We start from the raw sequence: 19,582 nt of genomic DNA, 5'->3' as shown, positions 1-19,582 counted from the left end.
CAGCCATCAGCCGGAATTGGCCTGATAGCTGAAAGCTGTCCGCTGGTTGCTGTCTATTTCGGGTTGACGGCTACGAACAGATTGTTCCCCTGCCGACTCAGCAAGAGCACAACCATTTCGTCTTTCTTCACCTTGGCCGATGCCTTTTGGTAATCCTCAAGGCTCTTGACCACTTCGTGATTGACCTCTTGAATCACATCGCCACGCTGCAACCCTGCAGACTCGGCGGCGCTGCCGGCCTCAACCGAACTGACCACCACGCCGCTGGTTTTTGCAGGAATATTCAGCTGGCTCTGCATCGCGGCATCGAGCATCTGAACGCGCAAGGACGCCAAGACATTGTCCGGCGGTTTCACGGTCTCGGTCTGAGGGGCGGTAGGACCCGGCTCCCTCTTCGCGAGCACTTCGTCCGACGGCCGCTCAGCCACCTTCACCTTCAAGCTCTGCTCTTTCCCTTCGCGCAAAATCTTGATGTCGGCGTCCTTGCCGACAGCCATACGCGCCACGAGGTTCCGCAATTGGCTGACGCTCTGTACCTCTTTACCATTGAAGGCAATGACCACATCGCCGCGCCGCATGCCGGCCGAATGAGAGGGGCCATTCTCGTTCACGTCGCTGATGAGCACGCCTTTGCGCTGCTCCGGCAACTTGAAGGATTTTGCCAACGCCGGGGTAATCTCCTGAATGGCCACGCCCATCCAGCCGCGCACCACTTTACCTGTCTTCGTCAAACTCTCAACGATATCGGTCGCGATGCTGCTCGGAATGGCAAAGCCGATACCCTCGGATCCGCCGGTGCGGGAAAAGATCGCCGTGTTAATGCCGATCAACTTGCCCTCCATGTTGACCAGGGCGCCGCCGGAATTCCCCGGATTGATGGCCGCATCGGTTTGAATAAAGTCCTCGTAATCGGCAATGCCCACGTTCCCGCGTCCCAGTGCGCTGATAATGCCCAGGGTCACGGTGGAGCTCAGCCCGAACGGGCTGCCCACTGCGAGCACCAGGTCCCCGACATGCAGTTCATCATAGTCGGCCCACTTCATGGACGCGAGATCTTTGGCTTCAATCTTGATGATGGCCAAGTCCGTCTTGGGATCGGTTCCGATGATCTTGGCTGGAAACTCACGACGGTCCGACAGGGTCACGGTGATTTGGGTCGCGCCTTCGACCACGTGGTTATTCGTGACGATATACCCGTTCGAATCGAGGACCACACCGGATCCGGCACTCTGCTCGGGGCGATGGGGGCCACCACCCGGAGGGCCTGGAGGTCCACCGGGACCACCTGGCGGTTCCATGCCTGGCGGCTCATCACCGGGTCCAGGAGGCGGGCCACCGAATGGTCCGCCCGGAGGAAGCTGGCGACGACCTTCGCGACGGCCTTCCCCTCCACCGGTAACGGCAATGTTGACGACCGCAGGCGTGACCGCCTTGACGATTTCTGAGAATCCCTGCGCAAACGCCGGGGGGACACCCGCCGCCCGAGCCTGAGACCCGGGCTGCATTCCGCCGACTAAAAGCGTGGCAGCAATCATAGGGATCCCTGCCAGTACGGACAACACTTTCCTGCGCCGATGTCGATACGTCATGTGTACTCCTCTGGAAGCCTGAAAATGAGGGACCATCCTCCGCGCCATCGTGAACGAATCATTCTACACTAATCACAGAATCGCCTTCAAAGAGGAAAAAGCAGGGCCCGTTGCTCCGGTGGACAGGAGTCATGGCCCGGGCAGCGCGGCCAACTCCAGCTCCCGCTGTTCGACCCAGGCTCGCTGCAGATTCCCGGCCAATCGCGTCGCCGCCTGCTCCATCGACACCACACGGAGCGTGACAGGGGCACCTTCATAGGATGGCGGCCAGATGCGTCGCTCCGGATTCTGCGGTCGCAGATAAATCACCGGATACCACTGCGAAATCCCTGGCGCCGTGGGGCTGTCCAACGTCGCCATGGCTCGCCCCTCCGCACGGAGAAGCTGCCGACCTGTTCGTCCATCGAGGAAGGCTGCTTCCGCGAGGGACCAATTGTCGCGACGGAATCCGGGCTGCAGGTGGGTCGTCCAGCCGAGGAACAGCGATACCGGATACTCCTGCTCCGTACTCGAAAGGATCACGACCAGGACAAAATCCACACCCTGCTGCCCGGCAAGGTCGATCCAATTCGGAAGAGGCGCTCCGACCGGAATCTCACCGAGATTCACCACCCGTTCAATGGCGATGGGGAAGCCCCGATTGACCTGCCCCCTGAGCGCCTCAGCCAGCCTTGCCTGAGCTTCTTCAGGCAAACCCGGGGCAGCCTCCTGAGCCGACCGATCGGCCAGCACGACCAGCGCGGTTCGAAGCGGGCGCTGCACCGGAAGCCCGGGGCTTGCTGATTCGTCCGCCACGACAGGGGCGACATACTGACTTAACCGGCTGGGTGGAGTCGCCACGGCGCAACCGGCAAGCAACAGCGCCCCGACCCACCACATAAACCTGCACTGTGTCCGCCTCATCGCAACCTCCTGGCCAGAGAGCGACGCCTGGGCACCTACAGTCTGTGAGATTACGATCACCCCCGGTCGATGGCTCTGTCAAGACCCGGCACCCACGGCTTGCATTTCGCCCCTCGGTCAGATACCGTGGGCCACCATTCGCCTTCAACAGACGGATCGGTCCCGTCATACTCCGACACGAGGCTGTCCCAACGTGACACCGTGCTCGACTCAGACGCCTTCTCTTTCGATCATCATCCCGGCCTATAACGAGGCGCGCCGTCTTCCACTCTGCCTGGAACGAGTCATTGCCTACCTAGATCAGCGCGGCCGGACCTATGAAGTCCTCGTCGTCGATGACGGCAGCCACGACCAGACCGCGCAGGCCGTCGAGTCGGTGGCCCATCGCTGCCCGCACCTGCGACTCATTCGATTGACCAGCAATATGGGCAAGGGCGCGGCCGTCCGCCGTGGCATGCAGGCCGCGCGGGGCACGTATCAATTGTTTGCGGACGCGGATGGGGCCACACCGATCGAAGAACTGGCACGGCTGGAATCGGCGCTTCTGGCAGGAGCGGATCTCGCCATCGGATCACGGGCGTTGGCGTCCCAAGATCCCGCCTTCACCGTCCGGGCACGGTGGCATCGAAGCCTGTTGGGAACCGTCTTCAACAACATCGTGCAGCGCCTGGGTCTTCGCGATATCACCGACACTCAATGCGGATTCAAGCTGTTTCGTGGATCGATCGCTCAAGATTTGTTTTCAGTCGCCTGTGTCGACGGCTATGCGTTCGACCTGGAGCTGCTCTACGTCGCGCGACAGCGCGGCTACCGGCTTGCGGAAGTCCCGATCAATTGGGTCGACCAGCCGGGCTCGAAAGTCCACCCCTGGCGCGACGGACTCGTCATGCTGCAAGAACTCCTGGCCATCCGGAAACGTGACGAGCAAGGGTTATACGAGCCCCTTATTCGTCCCGCACCGAGCACCGTCGAACCCGCCTTAGCTTCCGTCGAACCCACCCATTTTTAGCAGACCCGTCCAACTGATCATCCCTTTCGTCGCACGATCACCACCTTGGCATCGGCATAGATCCTCTCCCAGGCGTGATGCGCCTCCAAGGCCAGCGCAAGCGCGCTGCCCCGCTGGAGCAGCCCCCAATCGACTGCGTACCGATCCAGCACCGCCAAACGTGGTGCGTCCTCGCGATTCAGGTCTGCATAATCCTGAAAGATGCGCCGGTCGCCGATTCGCCAGGCCGGCATACGACCATCGATGAATATTTTCTCACCGGGAAAGTGCCAGAGCAGAAACCCGCCGTATCCGTAATCGTTATAGAGCCTGGTTCCCACATCCTGCCGATGGCTCCGGATCCATCGCACCGCTTCAATCGGATATTCCGTCTGTTCCAGATACACGTCAGGCGACTTCCCCGATAACCAGACATGCTCCAGATGTTCGCTCCCCAAAGCAGAGAGGGCACCGGCCGTCCCCATGGTCAACAAGAGCAGAGCCGCCGCAGCGTGCGTCCTCAGAATCGGTACCCACCGAACGCACGAGGCCACCGCAAGTGCGAGCAACTCCGCCACCAGCGGGAGGCTCACGATCAGGAACAGGGTGACGTTCCGCCAATGCCGCAACGACAACCCCAACATGAGCAGCAGCAGGGCCCATCGAACCGGTTCTACCCGGCGATACCATCCGGCCATCAAGCACGCCAGCCCGGCCAGATACATCCCGTAGGCCTTCCCCGCCCACCCCTGGAAAGACACCGGCTGCCATTCCCGTAACGTCTCAATCATGAACCGATCGGTCAGGGACTCATAAATCTCCTGGTAAAGACGCCATCCATAAGGATTCAGGAAGGTAACCGCCACCGCAATGCCCAGCGCCAGCGCACAGCGGCGAAGATCGTCCCAACTGAGGACCGGCTCATCGAGCGATGCCGCGACCGTCGGCCGTCCGGCGCCTATCCTCATCATGAAGGAGAGGCACAACAACACACCGGACAAAAAAAGTCCCGCCGTAAACCCGCCATGCAGGTTCGCCCAAAGCAGGAGCAACGGGGGCAGTCCCCAGACCCATGCCCGCTGTCCAGCCTGAACGCGGCCCCATCCCCACAACAGAATCGCGACGCCGAGCAGACTGACCAGTTGCGTGCGCGCGCCTAGAAAGGGTAATGCCACCCAAAGGCTCGCCACCATGGCCACCAAGCGATACGTCCGATGCACTCTGGCCTGCGATGCTGCCACCCACCAGGCGAGCGCCGTCACGCCACTAAAGAACAGGATCAGACCCAGACCACTCAACGGGTCCATCACACGGTAGATCACCGCCAGCAGGCCATCGGTCAACCAGGCATGCTCGATCCAATGCCAATCCGGCATGGTGTGGGAGTAGGGATCGGTCTCCGGCAACCGCCAGCCCTGGGCGATCAAATCCAGCCCGGCGCGCAGATGCCATCCCAGGTCCGGCTCTACCAGCGGCTGCAGCGTGAGATTCAGAATGAAGCCGACCAAAAGACAATCGAGCAAGAGAACGATCAGGCGATGAGGGGAAGGATCTGAAAAACGAACCGGTTCAGCAGGCATGATTCGAGATGGCCGGTGGAGATGATCTGCCCACCAGTAGATTGCCGAGGACTAACCACTCCACCTGAGTCCGCTGGAAGCAGCGCACCGCATCTTCGGGCGTACAGACGATCGGCTCCTGCACATTGAACGACGTATTCAGCAGCACCGGGACACCCGTAAGTCGCCCGAACGCTGCCAGAAGATCATAAAACCGCTGATTGGTTTCACGCGTCACCGTCTGAACCCGGGCCGTTCCATCGACGTGCGTGACGGCCGGAAGGAGTCCTTTCGCCGAGGCCTTCACCCGCACGGTGAACTGCATGTAGGGCGATGGTGCCGGCAGTTCAAAGAACTCCTGGGCCCGATCAGCCAGTACCGAGGGAGCGAAGGGTCGAAACGACTCCCGGCATTTTACTTTGCTGTTGATCAACTCCCGCATGTCTTCCCGCCGCGGATCTGCCAGGAGGCTGCGATTCCCCAGCGCGCGAGGCCCCCACTCCATCCGGCCTTGATACCAGAAAACGAGACGCCCCCGTGTCAGCTCGGCGGCAACCCGCTCGTAGAGCTGAGCATCCGTCAGGGACTCGGCCAGCAGGCCTGCTTGCGACAGCGCTGCCCGACAAGCAGCTTCATCGAATTGTGGCCCCAGATACGCATCGGGCAAGCGACACCTTCCCGCCTCTCCTTCACGCCTCGCCGTCCACCACAAGGCCGCCCCAAGCGCCGCACCCGAATCGCCTGCGGCCGGCGGCACATAGACCTCCTTAAACCCGAGTTCGGCGCGCAGCCGCCCATTGGCCACACAGTTATAGGCAACCCCGCCTGCCAGACAAAGCGACTCAGCCTGCGTGAGGGAGCGCAAGTGGCGGCCGAGATGCAACAACGTTTCCTCCAGAACCACCTGGGCACTGGCAGCCAGATCGCGGTGCCGTTGGGTGATTTCATCCGTCGAACGCCGCGGCGCGCCGAACAGGCGAACGAATCCCTCCACAAAGAAGCCGGCTCTGGCGAGATGAAAATCAAGCAGTCGGACATTCACTTCAAATCGACCTCGGGACAGTAGTCGCACAATGTTCTGACGCAAGGCGGGAGCAAACGTCGGCTCCCCGGAGGACGCCAGGCCCATCACAATGTATTCGTCTTGGTCGGGGCGAAACCCGAGAAAGGCCGTCATCGCCGCATAGAACTGCCCGAGCGAATGGGGAAGCGGGGTGCGATCCAGCACGGTGATCCGACTCCCCTCACCTGTCGCCATCAGGGTGGTATCGGCTTCAGACGCGCCATCCACCACGAGAATCGCCGACCGCTCGAAGGGCGACACCAGGAACGAACTGGCGGCATGGCACACATGGTGATCGAGAAAGACCGGTTGGATGACGCCCGCATCCACGCGCCTCGTCAGTTCCTCCCGCAATCGGAACAGTTCCAGCCACTCCCGGCTGACTCGCTCCAATGAGCGAGTCCCTTTCACTCGAAACAGTTGCGGGGACCGTATCATCGCCGTCAGGGCGAGCCTCGCGCGCCGCCCGACCTGCCAATATTTCCAAGGGACGGCAATGGCTTCGACATCGCGAAGTGCGACTCCGGCCTCATGCAGGCAATAGCACATCGCCTGCACCGGCAGCGCCGTCACGTGCTTCCGGCGAACGAAACGCTCCTCTTCCGCCGCCGCCACAATGCGACCGTCAGAAACGAGCGCCGCCGCCGCATCTCTCATATTGGAAAGGCCCAACACCATCACGATGAATCAGCCTCCCTTCCGGTCATGATCCGACACACAAGCGGCGGTAGAATAAACGAGGCCTGTACGCGTCGCAAGCCGCACCGGCATTCGGTTGCAATGCCCCCTCCTTTCCTGTACCGTTCCTGCTTCAAAATCCGGCGTAGAGGAGGCCTCGGCTTGAAGACGCACCGCGCACTCATTCTTGGAATGCTCTTAATACCTCTGCTGGCTTCCGCAGGCTGCGAAAGTATCAAGTCCCGCTTTGCTCGCCAGGCCCTGCCGGACCTCGGCCCTCCGGTCCCCCTCACCATTCAAATGGACGTTGACCCGTCGCTGTCCGCCGCCAAGACCGAATACATCGACGGCTGCGGCCGGATCCGGCCGTTTTCTATCGGTCCGACCGTAGAAGACATGCTGATACAAGCCGCCCATCAGACGTTTCGCGCCGTAGTGCTTCCCGGCAGTCATGACAGCGCCGGAAAACCGGACGTGACGGTGCGGATACGCATGCTGGACCCTCGATTCAAGATTCAACCCGATGCGCTCTATGACCGTGCCCCCGCCGAACTCAGCCTGGATGTCCTCGCAGAGTTCTTTGATGCAGCCGGTACACCGCTGGCCGAGCGGCCCTTGCAATCCACACGCAAGGAGCGGCTGCAGCTTGAGCTCACCCAGCAACGCTGTGACTACATCGTTGATCCCCTGCTTCAGGACGCGTCCACCGTGCTGGCCACGCAGTTCATGCAGGAAGCACGTGTGCTGCTTGACCCCACGCATGCTGCAACGGCCGCGGCCCCACCCGCTTCCGTCGTGCCTACCGAGGCCGCCCAGAAACCGGCTGGCATCGTCCCTGCCAACTCGACCACCACGATGGCATCCCCCCTGTCATTTAAAGCCACCCTTCTCGATGAAAACAGCAACTTAATTCTCGAAGGCGGCGAACGGATCCGCGTACGGGTCGACATCGTCAACACCGGCTCCCAGGCGGTGCAGCCCATGACTGTTCAGCTCACCGGCCCACCGGCGTTGATCGCACAATTCCCGGCTACGAAATTATCCACGGGCACCATCGAGACAGGCGGCTCCAAGTCCCTCGAGTTCATCGCCACCCTGCCGCAATCGCTGTACCCGCAGCAGGCTGAATTTCAGGTCTCCCTGGCAAGCGGAACCGGACAACCCGTCCCCGCACCTCAGACGCTGCTGGCCTCGGTACGGCCGACCGGCATCACTACCGACGATGTGGATCAAGTTCCCGCTCCGACGACGGGGGGACAGCGATCCGGCGACTATCTGGTGTCCATCGGCATCAGCAGCTATCGCGAACAGCACATCGGCGGGCGCAAATACGCCGCCCTGGATGCCGAAATGGTCGCGACCTATTTACAAGCGCTTGGGGGGGTGCCCAAGAATAACGTGCGGTTGTTGCAAGACTGGAGCGCCTTACGCCCCGATATTGAGGAAGCGTTGCTCGATTGGCTTCCATCAAAACTCACGCAGGACTCCCTCGTCACGGTGTACTTCGCCGGGCAGGCTGTCGTCTCGCCGACCGGAGACACCTTTCTGATTCCCTACGATGGCTCCCTGGGATCAACCTCCCGCCTGTATCCGCTGAAAGATCTGGAGGCGGCACTGGAACGATTGAAGGCGAAGCAAATCCTGTTCGTATTCGACGGGACCGTTCTCAAAAACGGCGGTGAGGGACGATCGAAGGTCGCGGCACCGAAATGGACGGGCACGAGCGGAAAGGTACTACACCTGATCGGCACCACGGGTTTCGGAAAAAGCCTGGAATCCGATACGTTGCGCCATGGTTTGTTCACCTATTACCTCTTGCGAGGCCTTCGTGGCGAAGCGGATCTCAATCGGAACGGAGAGGTGACGATCGGCGAGGTCACGGATTACCTCACCCGAAAGATCCCGACGGCAGCTCGCAATACCTTCAAGCAGGAACAACAACCGCAAGTGTTCCCTGCACTACGAGTCCCCGACAAGGGGATGGACGCGGTACTTACAAGACCACCTACGATACCCGCGACCGACAAACCCTGAACAACCATCCGGTTTCTGACGACGGCGTCGCCCGAATTACAACACGTCCAGCCGCAATCCCGGCGGGGCGGACACCATCCGTCCCGCGTACGTTCCCCGCCCGGATCTGGATGCCAGCACATGCCGCATAAAAGCAAAGGGGGCGTCGAGGATACCCTCGACGCCCCCTTTTGTTCAGCCGATCGGCCGAAACTCGAAACTACTCTTCTCCACCCTTGCAGAAGCTGCGCTCGTAGTTGATGATCGTCCACGCTTCTTCTTCATTGATGGCCGCAGGGATCAGGGACACCATACCGGTGCCTGCGCTGCCATTCTTGATCACCCAGAACAGCTCGCCGTCTTTCCGCTTCTTGTGGAACTTGCAGTTGGTGAAGTTACGCGGGCTCGGGTTGAGGATCGCGCCGGCAGGGCCGTCGCCCTTTCCTTCTTTCCCATGGCAATTGAAGCAGGTGCCTTTGCCCTCATACAGTGCCTTGCCCTTGGCAATGCTTTCCGGGGTTGAGGCAACCGGGTTCTTCATCGCCTTCGCATCCGCCATTTGATCCGGCGCAACACGGGGCTTCAACGGATCCTTTTCCTCGGCTCCCACCACCGCCACAGACAACAAGGTGACGGCCGCACAGACTCCAACGAACTTAGAAAAATACCCCATCAGAACTCCTCCTTTGTGTTGAACCCACCGCGTGAACAACGACCCGCTTATCCTGGGCAGCATGAAAAAAGCCTGTGACAAGGACGACAAAACAGGCGAACTATAGCAACGCGTTTTCTGTCTTGTCAAGGGAACTGGAAACCTCCTTGCCGGCTCTTCGCCTATGCCGACCTACGTGGAACTCAAGGGGCGTGCCAGGATGAGAAGTGGGGAAAGAGGCTGAAATTGTGGCTATTCTGAACTCTCAGCACAGGGGCTCGTACGTACCACTATCCAAGCGTGACACCTTTGCGCCCCAGAGACCCCCTGCGCGCCCCATTCGTATGCGCGAAGGGAACCGGAGGAGCTGCTCGGCGACACCGATTATGGAGAGTGAACCGCAGGTGAGTGGACACGAACACTCAAACCGGCCGCAGGTACCAGAACACTACCCGATCACAAACCTGAACGTTTGAGGACGACATCGCGCACAACCTTTCCGCTCGGCCCAAATGGCTTTTGCGGCTTACCGTTGAGTTCCGCGCGGACGCCTCCGGCATTGCCGAGTGTCACCGTAAACTGGTCCTGAGCCTTCCATTGAGCCTTTTGACCAGGGCGCAGCAACGCCTCCTGGGGACTACCGGAATCAACCTGCACGACCACCCAACTCAACTCAGTGGCATCCAGATCCAGCACGAGCGGACCATCAGGACCAGCGGGTCCATCAACAGAGAGCCCTGCGAGAGGACCATCGGATCCGGAGAAGGAGGGTTGAGCGGCCATCTGCTCCGGCTGAACCGGCGCCGGCTTGACCGGAGGAGCGGGAGGAGGCGGCACAGCGGCAGCCACCTTTTCCTGCGAGGGCTTTGAGGGAACGGCCACGGGTTCAGCCGGTTTCGTCGCCGGTGGCACGATGGGAGGCGGAAGTTCCAAGCCCTGACGCGGCGCCTCGCGTGTATCCTTGGCAAAAGGCGCGCTCTTCTTACTCGGCGACGGCTGGTCCGATCCGGAACGCCGCACCAATGTCGAAGACTGTTCCCGACTTAGCAGAAACACCAGCGTTGCAATGGCGACAGCAATGGCGATACCCACCGCTTTGCGATTGGCTTTCCGGCGCCGTTCCTCTTCGACCTGCCGCTGCCTCAACCGCTCCCGCTCACCCTGTTTTTCATAGAACGCACCGGCGGACTGCACAAACCGATGGATGGCATCTTCTTCGTCGAGCCCCAACGATCGCGCATAGGAGCGCACAAAGCCGCGCGCGAAGACTTGGTCGGGCAACTTGGCGAAATTTCCTTCTTCGAGCGCTTTGACGAAATCCGTGCGAATCCTGGTCTTCGAGGCCACCTCATCGACCGTCAGGCCTTTCGTCTCACGCACCTGCCGAAAAAATTCACCCACTGATTCCATGATATCCGCCTATGGTTTGAGCTGACCGAGAAGTTCCTGCGCTGCGGCTGCCTGTTCTCCGCCCTTGTCTAAGTTTGAGACCTTTGCGAGAGCCTCACGCGCCCGCACATCGAATCCGAGCTTGTGATACACGCGCGCCAACTCCAATTGGAGCATGGCGGGAGGGACGTTCGGCGGCGTGACGGTCGTCGCGTCTTCCAACACTTCCATGGCCCCCTGTAGATCGCCTTCGTGCATCAAGGCTTTCCCCAAGTGGAAGCGTGCCAGATCCGGTGTCGGATAGAGCGGATTGCTGAGCGCCTGTCGATAGGCCGCGATGGCTTCTTTCCATCGATCCTGATTGGCCAGCACCTGCCCGAGATAGGTGTTCGCCTCGGCATAGTCACCGTCGATACGAATCGCCTCACGGAACGATTCCTCGGCCAGCTTGAACCGCCCCTGCGAGGAATAGATATGTCCCAACCCGTAGTGCGCTTCCTTATTGTCGGGGTTGAGCTTCACCGCCTTCTGAAACGACACGTAGGCCTGCTGTTGATCGGAACTGAGCCGGGCGACCCCTTCTTGATAGAACCCTTTCGACTTGCGCAGGTTCTCTTCGTTGGCACACCCGCTCAACACACACAAGCCCAGGAGCAACACCAGCCAGCGTGCCCCCGCGCCGACAGAAGCGGTGCGCGCGGCGCGATCCTGCTCGCGGCGAATTGTCATCATGCCTCAATGTCCTCAAAGTGAGTGAGCCGCTTGAATTCTTTGAAACGCGCCTCAATCTCTTTGTAATCCAGGATCCTCAATCGGTCAAGGCTAAAGGCTTCTACTGTAAACGAGGCCATGACGCTGCCGAAAATGATGGCTTGCCGCATTGCCTCGGGAGACCGGTTTCCGGTCGCTGCCAGGTAACCGAGAAATCCTCCGGCGAACGTATCGCCCGCACCGGTGGGATCTCTCACATCGTCCAGCGGGAACGCCGGCGCCCCGAAGACCTGCTTGTCGTTGAACATCAGGACGCCATATTCACCGCGTTTGACGATCAAGTGTTTGGGGCCTCGCGCGAGAATCTTCTTAGCGACCTTGACGAGATTCGTGTCCTCGCCCAACGCCCGTGCTTCTCCGTCATTGATGATGAGAATGTCGATGTGTTGCAGCACGTTCCAGAGTGCGTCGCGCTTGCCGTTGATCCAAAAGTTCATCGTGTCGCAGGCGACCAGCGCAGGACGTTTTACCTGCTGCAAGACATCCAGCTGCAAATTCGGGTCGATGTTGCCCAGGAAGAGGACATCCGGCGAACTGTACTGAGCGGGAATCTTGGGACGAAACGTCTCGAACACATTCAAGCGGGTATCGAGCGTCTGCGCTTCGTTCAATTGGTGCGAATAGGCCCCCTTCCAGCGGAACGTGGCACCCGGTCGCCGCTCCAAGCCGGCCAAATCGATCTTCCGGCTCTTCAGGAACGCCACGTGTTGCTCCGGAAAATCCTCCCCGACGACCGCAATCAGATCGACCGAGGTGAAGTAGCTCGCGGCCGTCGAAAAGTACGTCGCCGATCCCCCGAGCACTTCGGTGACCTCACCGAACGGCGTTTTGACGGTATCCAGCGCCACCGATCCCACTACCAATAATTTACCCATGCTTCACCGTTTTCCTTTCCGCGTCCGCACAGAGGGAGCAATCAATAAATTGAGCCGTCGCTTCGCCGTGGCAGAGATGCAATCCGGCGCGGTCACGATGGCGGTCCGAAGCGCCTGATGACAGACACAAGTCCGGTCCGGCGCCAACTTGGGCAGCGCCGCCTTCAACAGTTGTTTAGCCAGAGCGACATTCTTATGCAGCGTGGCCAGAATGGCCTCGACCGTGACGGCCTCTTCGGTGTCATGCCAGCAGTCGTAGTCCGTCGCGAGCGCAACGGTCGCGTAACAGAGCTCCGCTTCACGGGCAAGTTTGGCTTCCGGCATGTTGGTCATACCGATAACATCTACCCCCCACTGGCGATACAACCGGGACTCCGCCTTCGTAGAAAACTGGGGTCCTTCCATACACACGTAGGTACCACCGCGTTGAAGCCGCGCCCCCACCGCTCGCCCTGCCTGCTCCAACACATCCGCCACCGACGAACAGACCGGCTCCCCGAACCCGACATGCGCCACAATGCCCTCGTCGAAAAACGTCGACACTCTGCGTTTCGTCAGATCGATGAACTGATCCGGCAGCACGACGTCACCGGGACGGATGGATTCCTTCATGCTGCCGACGGCGCTGAGCGAAATCACTTGCGTCACCCCGAGCGATTTCAATGCATAGATATTGGCGCGATAGTTGATGCTGCTGGGACTGAGCCGGTGCCCCCGCCCATGTCGGGAGAGAAACGCAACACGGATGCCACCCAACACCCCGACACGAATGGCATCTGACGGCGCACCGAACGGGGTTCGAACGCGCACTTCCCGAACCCGCGCCAGTCCTTCAATGTCGTACAACCCACTGCCACCGATAATACCGATTGCGGCCTGCCCGGCCTTCTTTGATTCAGTCATGCGGTCGATTCCTGTTCCATGGTAAGCGACGGATTCGGCATTTCCTCCGGCCGTCGAGGTGCTAGATCCTGGACAAACGAACGAATCATCTCAAGCAGACGCCCGGCTACATCCTCCGAACGATCCTGCTCAGTGAGCTCACACCAGCGCAAGCCGGGCTCCTTCCGAAACCATGTCAACTGACGCTTGGCGAAATGTCTGGTATCACGCTTCAACAGGCGGAGCGCCTCAGCCCGGTCGTATTCGCCGGCCAGATAGCCGGCAACCTGCTGATACCCCAGCCCCTTCATCGCACCCAACTCCCGCCCATACCCGTCGGCCAGCAGTCGTTCGGTTTCCTCCACCACGCCTCGCGCAAACATCGACTCGACCCGGTCGTCGATTCGGCGGTAGAGCTGCGCGCGATCCCGATTCAGACCGATGAGGAGCACCGAAAACTCCTGCTCGGCGAAACGATGCTGCCGCTGCATATCCGACAGGCGTTGTCCCGACAGATGATGGACTTCAAGCGCCCGCACGATTTTGACTTCGTCGTGGGGATGGAGCCGCGCGGCCGATTCGGGATCGACACGCGTCAATTCACCGTGCAAAAAATAGCCGCCCTGCGCGCGGGCCTCCTGCAACAACGATTCTCGATAGGCCTGATCTGCGCGCGGGGCATCACACAATCCATGAATCAGCGTCCGAACGTACAGTCCTGTGCCACCGACGATCAACGGCAACCGGCCGGCTCCATACAGCCGCTGAATCTCCTGCAGCGCCAGCCGGCGATACTGCCCGGCGTTAAACGGCTCGTCGGGATCGACTACATCGATGAGGCGGTGCGGCACGCCCTGTCGTTGCTCCGGCGTCGGCTTGTCGGTCGCAATGTCCATCCCGCGATAGACCTGGCGCGAATCTGCCGTCAGCACATCCGTATCCAGCGCATGCGCTAGCCGAAGGCCGATCTCGCTCTTTCCCACCGCCGTCGGCCCGACCAGCAGCACCAGGGGCCGCGACGCTCGCTGCGATTCCGACAGTCGCACCATCCCCGGACTCCCTCTTCCTATGCACGATCGAACAGGCGAGCCAGTTCGTCCCCCGAGAGACGGAAGGCCACACGGCGGCCGTGCGGACAGGTCATGATCGACCCCTCGGCCACCCAATCCTGCGCCAGTTGCCTGATCTCGGGAAGCGCCATCGCCCGGCCCGCCCGAACAGCCCCGTGGCAAGCCAGTGATGCAAGAATGGGCTTCACCTTCGTTTCCAGCGAGGAAATCGAATCCCACTGCTCAAGATCGTCAATCAGATCTTGAACCAGCGCGGCCAGGTCAGGATGGCCCAACATCACCGGCAGGCTGCGGATTAAGAAGGAGGAGGGCCCGAATGGTTCAATGAACAACCCGAGTCGTTCCAGTTCCGCCAGATGGCGCTGAAGGATGAGAGCTTGTTGAACAGGCAACTCCAACGGTTCCGGCAACAGCAGCGGCTGGGACGGCAAGCTCTTGCCCTGCCAGGCTCGCAACAGTCGCTCAAACAAGACTCGCTCGTGGGCCGTATGTTGATCGATCACCTGGAGTTCATCGCCCACTTGCGCAATCACATAGGTGCGGTGCATCTGGCCGAGGGGAACAATATCCACGGCCTCACCCGATTGATAAGGAGTGCCCCCCTCCCCGACAAATGAGGTTTGGCTCTCAGCTGAGGGAGTCGGCGGAACAGGCACGTTCAGGGGTGCGAATGATGGATACGACAGGGCTGCCGGCTCGACGCCAGTTTCCTCGACGGGAATCGCGACATTCGATACCCCGTTCCCGTCCGGATGCGCGTGAGCGGCCCCAGCCATCGACGATTCGATGTGGGCGCGACCAAGGGTATGGCGCACAGCAGAACGAACCAGCTGGTGGATCTGCTCGTTATCGGCAAACCGGACCTCTCGTTTAGTCGGATGCACGTTGACATCGACCCGCTGGGGCTCGACATCAAGAAAGAGCACAAACAGCGGAGCATGGCCCTTCGCGAGAAACGAACTGTAGCCATCCACAACCGCATGTTGCACGGTGCTGTTTTTGATCGGCCTGCGATTGACGAAGAGTTCTTGCGGCGTCCGCCCGGCGCGCGCCCGCACCGGATCGATGATGAAGCCCCTCAGGGACAAACCGTTCTGCTGAACATCGACGGCCAGCGCCCGGTCACCGAATGCGGCGCGATACACCTGCAGCACACGATCGCGAGGCGAGGACACGGCCGGCAGTGCGAAGACCTCATAGCCGTTATGAATCAACCGCACGTGTACCTGCGGCGACGCTAACGCGGCCTGCTGCACCACATGGCTGATATGGGAGAACTCTGTCGTGGTCGATTTGAGAAATTTCCTGCGGGCGGGCGTATTGTAGAAGAGCTCCGAAACCTCGATGGATGTCCCGGGAATCGCCGCGGCATCTTCGACCCGCGTGATGGTCCCCGCCGTGAGCCAGAGCTGCGTGCCCACCTGTTCCTGGCGAGACAACGTCGTGAGCCGGACTTTCGATACGGCTGCGATGCTGGGCAACGCCTCCCCGCGAAAGCCCATGGTGCAAATGGTGCCGAGCTGCTGATCCGACTGCAATTTACTGGTGGCGTGCCGCTCAAAAGCGAGAGAAGCATCACGTCGAGACATGCCCTCGCCGTCGTCGGTGACACGAATCAGCCCGAGGCCTCCGTCTTTGACCTCGACGGTGATCGTGCTGCTGCCGGCGTCCAGGCTGTTTTCAACGAGCTCTTTTACGACCGCAGCCGGACGCTCGACCACCTCCCCTGCCGCAATGCGGCCGATGACATCGCTCGGCAGAACCTGAATCTTTCCCACACTACTCGCTATGTCCATGGGAAGAAACGCTCCCTGAGATTCGAACCGAGGATGAGCGGATGGAGAGAGGACCGTGCAGCAGGCCCAAGGTCATCGAATTTCGGCCATCTTCGCTTTCGCGAGCTTGGCTTCATCGGACGTCGAATATTCCTCGATGACCCGCTTCAGATACTTGCGCGATTTTGCGGTATCGCCGGTTTCGGCGGCCGACAAGCCCAGCTTGAAGAGCGCGGCGGGAACCTTTTCATTGCCCGCATACTCGTTCACGACGTGCTCGAACGACTGCATCGCCCGAATATAATCCTTCTGGCCGTAGTACGATTCTCCGAGCCAATAGTGCGCGTTCGGCGTCAGCGAGGTCGAGGGAAAATCCTTGATGAACCGCTGAAACCCGGTCACGGCAAGATCGAACTTGCCGTTGAGGTAGTCGTTATAGGCGAGATTGAAGGCCGAGGTCGGCGTAATCGACGGCACTCCGGGCATGATGGTCGCCGGCTCAATGGGCCCGGACGGCTTCGAGACACGCGCCTGACGATTGGCTTCGGCAAGCGCGAGGTCCGACCGAATGGAGGCGGCTTGGGCCAGTTGAGTTTCTTCAATCTTGGCCAGACGTCCCTCGAGCTTCTGAAGGCGGGCCAACGCATCGTCGAGCCGCAGCTTTCCGCCCTCCGGCTCCCGAACGCGTTCGAGCGACTCCAGTCGGCGCTGCATCGCCTCGAATCGCTTCTGTTCCTGATCCTGCGTCCGGGCGATGATCGAGACCTGATCCCGGATCTCCAGGAAATCGGCGTGCTTCGCACACCCTGCCAACACCAGTCCGCAGGTCAGCCCCGCCCCTACCTGCAATGCCTCCACGAATCGGAGCTTCATCGTTAGTGCAACTCCTTTAGTTGATTCAGTTTGTCCATCGCCTTATTGGCTTCCGGAGATTTTGGATACAGGTCGATGACCTGCTTGAGCGCCGAGGCGGCTTTCTTTCGATCTTTGAGCGCGAGATAAGCATAGCCCTTCTTCAAGAGGGCAGCCGGCACTTTTTCGCTGGCGGGATGGTTCAACTGCACTTGATCGTAGGCATCGATGGCGCGCGAGAAATCTTTCTTCCCGTAATAGGACTCGCCCAGCCAGAACCGCGCATTGGGAGCCAGGTCCGAGTGGGGATGTTGCAGGAGAAATTCCGCGAAGCCCTGGCGCGCCCCGTCCAAATCGCCGTCCTTAAACCGGGTCAACGTCCGCTCGTACGACTCGCGATCCGCCATCAGGGCTGCGCTACGATTTTCCGAGCGAGACATCGACCCGCTTGACGGGACAGGAGACGAGGTTGGCGGCGAGACGGCTTCCGGCGACGGCATGGCCTGCGACTGTGCAAGCGGCGCCACTTCCGCGACGGCCGGCGCCTGCTCGGCCCGCTGCGACGCGCTGACGCGCAAAGCCGACAGATGCTGCTCGACCTGCTTCAAGAACGCGTGTTGATTCTCCAAGTTTTTGTCCAGGGTCTGGATTTGCGCCTGCACATGACCCAGTTCGCGCGTCGTCTCATCGATACGGCGCTCATGGTCATCTTCGCGGGATACGAATTTACCGCCGGCATTTTCCAACGCCTTCGCCACCGAGGCCACGCTCCGGTTCACTTCGTTCAAGTGTTCCGCCGTCACCTTGTTGTCCGCCTCGATTTTTCCAGCCAATGCATCCGTCCGTTTATTCAACGCCACGGTGTCCTGGTCCAGCGACGCGGCCAGATGCTTCACCGCCTGGTCCTGCTGAACGACGCGTTCTCCCAAGTTACCCAACGCCTGCTTGAAATCCACCAATGCCTGGTTGAGCCTGGAAACCTGGTCGGCCAACACCTTGTTCTGTGAATCGAGCTGCGCCACATTCTGGGACCGCGTTTCGAGACCGTGCAAGACCTTTTGCTGATCGTCCAGGCGCGAATCGACTTTTTGCGCGAGCACCGTCGTGGTCTTCTGCATGGCATCCAGAACGTTTTTCTGAATGGCGTCCATGTGAGCGGTGACTTGATCCAAACGAGCCGTCACCGACGCGAGTTCCGCCCGATTCCGGTCCCGCTCGCCTTTGAGCAAGGCATCCTGATCGACCAGCTGCTTTTCGACCCAACCCAATCGCTTGCTTTCTTCAGCGGAGCGTTTCTCCCCCTCGCTCATTCGCTGACTGAGCTTCGAATCCTGAGAGGCCAATTTCGCCATCAAGTCATCCAGCCGCGCGTCCAGGGCCTTCGTGCGGTGAATGGCCTCCCCCACATCGCCACTCAACTTAGGAATTTCCTGCTCACGTAGTGAGACGATTTCCTGGTTTTGACGCGCCCTTGTCTGAGCCTGCTCCTCCGTCGTCTGCTTGATACGACGCTGCAGTTCACGCTCCGTCTGTTTCAGGTCAGCCTGCTGCGCCACACATCCCGACAACAAGGTCAACCCAGACGCGACCAGCACGAGCACACCGAGTCGGGCCGGCGCAGCTTTGCCGCCGACCGCTCCGAGGCGCCCGAATGATGGGTTCGTTACCATTTCACTTCGATCTGGCCATCCACTGTCCATGACAGGTCTCCCTTTACCGGCGTTGCTCCGGAGAATCATGTCACATCATCCCTGATCGGAACAGTTATTTCGACCGCACGACCACGTGACCGCGACGGTTCTGTTGATAGCAGCTTTCGCTCCGTTCGTTGCAGAATGGCCGTTCCTTGCCGTAGGACACCACTGCCAACCGGTTGGCGCCCACACCAAGCTCGACCAGATAGTTCCGCACGGCCTTGGCGCGCTTTTCGCCCAACACCAGATTGTAGGCCAGCGTGCCGCGTTCGTCGCAATGGCCTTCGATCTTCACGAGTGCACCTGCATTCGCCTTGATCCACTGCGCATCCTGCGTCAAGGATTGCCGTCCCTCTTCGGTGATGGTCCAGCTGTCATAACCAAAGAACACGTCGCGCAATCCGGCTTCTGCGGATGCCGCTTGTTCCTTGGCTTGCTCGCGACGAATGTCCTCGATCTGGCGCGCCGTGCTCTCCGACGGCTCGACCTTGGCCAACATCGTGCCCCCGCCGCCCAGGCGTTCTTCGGACGGCGCTTTTCCACCCGACACCGAATCAAACCCACGCAATCCGCCGGTCTCCAAATCATCCGGCTTGCTGGAGAGAGACAAGTCCGGGAATGTCGCACTGGGAGCATCCATCCCCCCGGTTGACGCGAGTGGAGCCGGAGCAGGCCCGCCCGACTTGGCCATACCACGCTCCGTTGACTGCGCGTCACCACCCGACTGAATAGACTTCTTCGAGCACCCACCCTGCATGACCAACAGCATCCCGACTGTCAGTGTCAGGCCCATTGTCGCTACCGGTATCCTCATATCGTGACTCCTCAT

At 60.4% G+C, this 19,582-nt stretch carries 16 protein-coding genes; 2 read left to right on the top strand and 14 right to left on the bottom strand.

The features are described from left to right. Positions 1-53 precede the first annotated feature (53 nt). Together NSND_RS18430 and NSND_RS18425 are read right to left on the bottom strand one after the other, a co-directional pair. Positions 54-1,589 carry a Do family serine endopeptidase gene (locus NSND_RS18430; RefSeq protein ID WP_080880379.1) on the bottom strand — a complete coding sequence of 512 codons (1,536 nt, stop codon included), beginning with the start codon at positions 1,587-1,589 and terminating at the stop codon, positions 54-56. A 129-nt stretch (positions 1,590-1,718) separates the two neighbouring features. Beyond that, the gene (locus NSND_RS18425; RefSeq protein WP_143833621.1) at positions 1,719-2,492 is read right to left on the bottom strand and encodes a hypothetical protein; all 774 of its coding nucleotides are present in this window, start codon (positions 2,490-2,492) and stop codon (positions 1,719-1,721) included. A 193-nt stretch (positions 2,493-2,685) separates the two neighbouring features. On the opposite strand from NSND_RS18425, the gene NSND_RS18420 reads away from it, so the two are divergent. Then, complete coding sequence (locus NSND_RS18420) at positions 2,686-3,501, top strand: dolichyl-phosphate beta-glucosyltransferase (protein WP_080880377.1); 816 nt, start codon at positions 2,686-2,688, stop codon at positions 3,499-3,501. Positions 3,502-3,518: 17 nt separating this feature from the next. Here the strand turns inward: NSND_RS18420 and NSND_RS18415 are convergent, their stop codons facing one another. Together NSND_RS18415 and NSND_RS18410 are read right to left on the bottom strand one after the other, a co-directional pair. Further along, complete coding sequence (locus tag NSND_RS18415) at positions 3,519-5,060, bottom strand: hypothetical protein (RefSeq protein WP_080880376.1); 1,542 nt, start codon at positions 5,058-5,060, stop codon at positions 3,519-3,521. Continuing rightward, the gene (locus tag NSND_RS18410) at positions 5,050-6,780 is read right to left on the bottom strand and encodes a carbamoyltransferase family protein (RefSeq protein ID WP_080880375.1); all 1,731 of its coding nucleotides are present in this window, start codon (positions 6,778-6,780) and stop codon (positions 5,050-5,052) included. Before NSND_RS18410 ends, NSND_RS18415 begins: the two co-directional genes overlap by 11 nt. A gap of 162 nt (positions 6,781-6,942) precedes the next feature. Between NSND_RS18410 and NSND_RS18405 the strand changes: the two genes are divergently transcribed. Then, positions 6,943-8,814, top strand: coding sequence for a caspase family protein (locus NSND_RS18405; protein ID WP_080880374.1), 1,872 nt, complete (start codon positions 6,943-6,945; stop codon positions 8,812-8,814). Positions 8,815-9,013: 199 nt separating this feature from the next. Here the strand turns inward: NSND_RS18405 and NSND_RS18400 are convergent, their stop codons facing one another. From NSND_RS18400 to NSND_RS18355, 10 genes are all read right to left on the bottom strand, one after another. Beyond that, on the bottom strand, positions 9,014-9,466 hold the full coding sequence (locus tag NSND_RS18400; protein ID WP_159450872.1) for a c-type cytochrome: 453 nt from the start codon (positions 9,464-9,466) through the stop codon (positions 9,014-9,016). Positions 9,467-9,901: 435 nt separating this feature from the next. Further along, the gene (locus NSND_RS18395) at positions 9,902-10,855 is read right to left on the bottom strand and encodes a helix-turn-helix domain-containing protein (protein ID WP_080880372.1); all 954 of its coding nucleotides are present in this window, start codon (positions 10,853-10,855) and stop codon (positions 9,902-9,904) included. A 9-nt stretch (positions 10,856-10,864) separates the two neighbouring features. Further along, positions 10,865-11,566, bottom strand: a complete 702-nt coding sequence (locus NSND_RS18390) for a tetratricopeptide repeat protein (protein ID WP_080880371.1) — start codon at positions 11,564-11,566, stop codon at positions 10,865-10,867. Further along, on the bottom strand, positions 11,563-12,480 hold the full coding sequence (locus NSND_RS18385) for a PfkB family carbohydrate kinase (protein ID WP_080880370.1): 918 nt from the start codon (positions 12,478-12,480) through the stop codon (positions 11,563-11,565). Before NSND_RS18385 ends, NSND_RS18390 begins: the two co-directional genes overlap by 4 nt. 3 nt (positions 12,481-12,483) lie before the next feature. Continuing rightward, complete coding sequence (mtnP, locus tag NSND_RS18380) at positions 12,484-13,383, bottom strand: S-methyl-5'-thioadenosine phosphorylase (protein ID WP_080880369.1); 900 nt, start codon at positions 13,381-13,383, stop codon at positions 12,484-12,486. Further along, positions 13,380-14,411 carry a tRNA (adenosine(37)-N6)-dimethylallyltransferase MiaA gene (gene miaA / locus NSND_RS18375; RefSeq protein ID WP_080880368.1) on the bottom strand — a complete coding sequence of 344 codons (1,032 nt, stop codon included), beginning with the start codon at positions 14,409-14,411 and terminating at the stop codon, positions 13,380-13,382. The genes mtnP and miaA overlap by 4 nt, the downstream gene beginning before the upstream one ends. A 17-nt stretch (positions 14,412-14,428) precedes the next feature. Further along, positions 14,429-16,228, bottom strand: coding sequence for a DNA mismatch repair endonuclease MutL (gene mutL, locus NSND_RS18370; RefSeq protein ID WP_080880367.1), 1,800 nt, complete (start codon positions 16,226-16,228; stop codon positions 14,429-14,431). Between the two features lie 72 nt (positions 16,229-16,300). Beyond that, complete coding sequence (gene ybgF / locus NSND_RS18365; RefSeq protein ID WP_080880366.1) at positions 16,301-17,080, bottom strand: tol-pal system protein YbgF; 780 nt, start codon at positions 17,078-17,080, stop codon at positions 16,301-16,303. Between the two features lie 2 nt (positions 17,081-17,082). Beyond that, the gene (gene ybgF, locus NSND_RS18360; RefSeq protein ID WP_159450871.1) at positions 17,083-18,759 is read right to left on the bottom strand and encodes a tol-pal system protein YbgF; all 1,677 of its coding nucleotides are present in this window, start codon (positions 18,757-18,759) and stop codon (positions 17,083-17,085) included. Between the two features lie 64 nt (positions 18,760-18,823). Continuing rightward, entirely contained in the window at positions 18,824-19,567 is a 744-nt protein-coding gene (locus NSND_RS18355) for an OmpA family protein (protein WP_159450870.1), read from the bottom strand. Positions 19,568-19,582 lie beyond the last annotated feature (15 nt).

Origin of the sequence: Nitrospira sp. ND1, from assembly GCF_900170025.1 — a bacterium.
Classification (GTDB): Bacteria; Nitrospirota; Nitrospiria; order Nitrospirales; family Nitrospiraceae; genus Nitrospira_A.
The sequence above is the reverse complement of the archived record's forward strand: the minus strand, read 5'-3'. Positions and strand labels throughout refer to the sequence as shown.

Bases quoted from the DNA above. Each gene is read 5' to 3' on its own strand.
- ybgF (WP_159450871.1), bottom strand. From the start codon at position 18,759: ATGGACAGTGGATGGCCAGATCGAAGTGAAATGGTAACGAACCCATCA.
- NSND_RS18395 (WP_080880372.1), bottom strand. From the start codon at position 10,855: ATGGAATCAGTGGGTGAATTTTTTCGGCAGGTGCGTGAGACGAAAGGC.
- NSND_RS18415 (WP_080880376.1), bottom strand. From the start codon at position 5,060: ATGCCTGCTGAACCGGTTCGTTTTTCAGATCCTTCCCCTCATCGCCTG.
- miaA (WP_080880368.1), bottom strand. From the start codon at position 14,411: ATGGTGCGACTGTCGGAATCGCAGCGAGCGTCGCGGCCCCTGGTGCTG.
- NSND_RS18385 (WP_080880370.1), bottom strand. From the start codon at position 12,480: ATGGGTAAATTATTGGTAGTGGGATCGGTGGCGCTGGATACCGTCAAA.
- NSND_RS18410 (WP_080880375.1), bottom strand. From the start codon at position 6,780: ATGGTGTTGGGCCTTTCCAATATGAGAGATGCGGCGGCGGCGCTCGTT.
- mutL (WP_080880367.1), bottom strand. From the start codon at position 16,228: ATGGACATAGCGAGTAGTGTGGGAAAGATTCAGGTTCTGCCGAGCGAT.
- mtnP (WP_080880369.1), bottom strand. From the start codon at position 13,383: ATGACTGAATCAAAGAAGGCCGGGCAGGCCGCAATCGGTATTATCGGT.
- ybgF (WP_080880366.1), bottom strand. From the start codon at position 17,080: ATGAAGCTCCGATTCGTGGAGGCATTGCAGGTAGGGGCGGGGCTGACC.
- NSND_RS18430 (WP_080880379.1), bottom strand. From the start codon at position 1,589: ATGACGTATCGACATCGGCGCAGGAAAGTGTTGTCCGTACTGGCAGGG.
- NSND_RS18400 (WP_159450872.1), bottom strand. From the start codon at position 9,466: ATGGGGTATTTTTCTAAGTTCGTTGGAGTCTGTGCGGCCGTCACCTTG.
- NSND_RS18355 (WP_159450870.1), bottom strand. From the start codon at position 19,567: ATGAGGATACCGGTAGCGACAATGGGCCTGACACTGACAGTCGGGATG.
- NSND_RS18390 (WP_080880371.1), bottom strand. From the start codon at position 11,566: ATGATGACAATTCGCCGCGAGCAGGATCGCGCCGCGCGCACCGCTTCT.
- NSND_RS18425 (WP_143833621.1), bottom strand. From the start codon at position 2,492: ATGAGGCGGACACAGTGCAGGTTTATGTGGTGGGTCGGGGCGCTGTTG.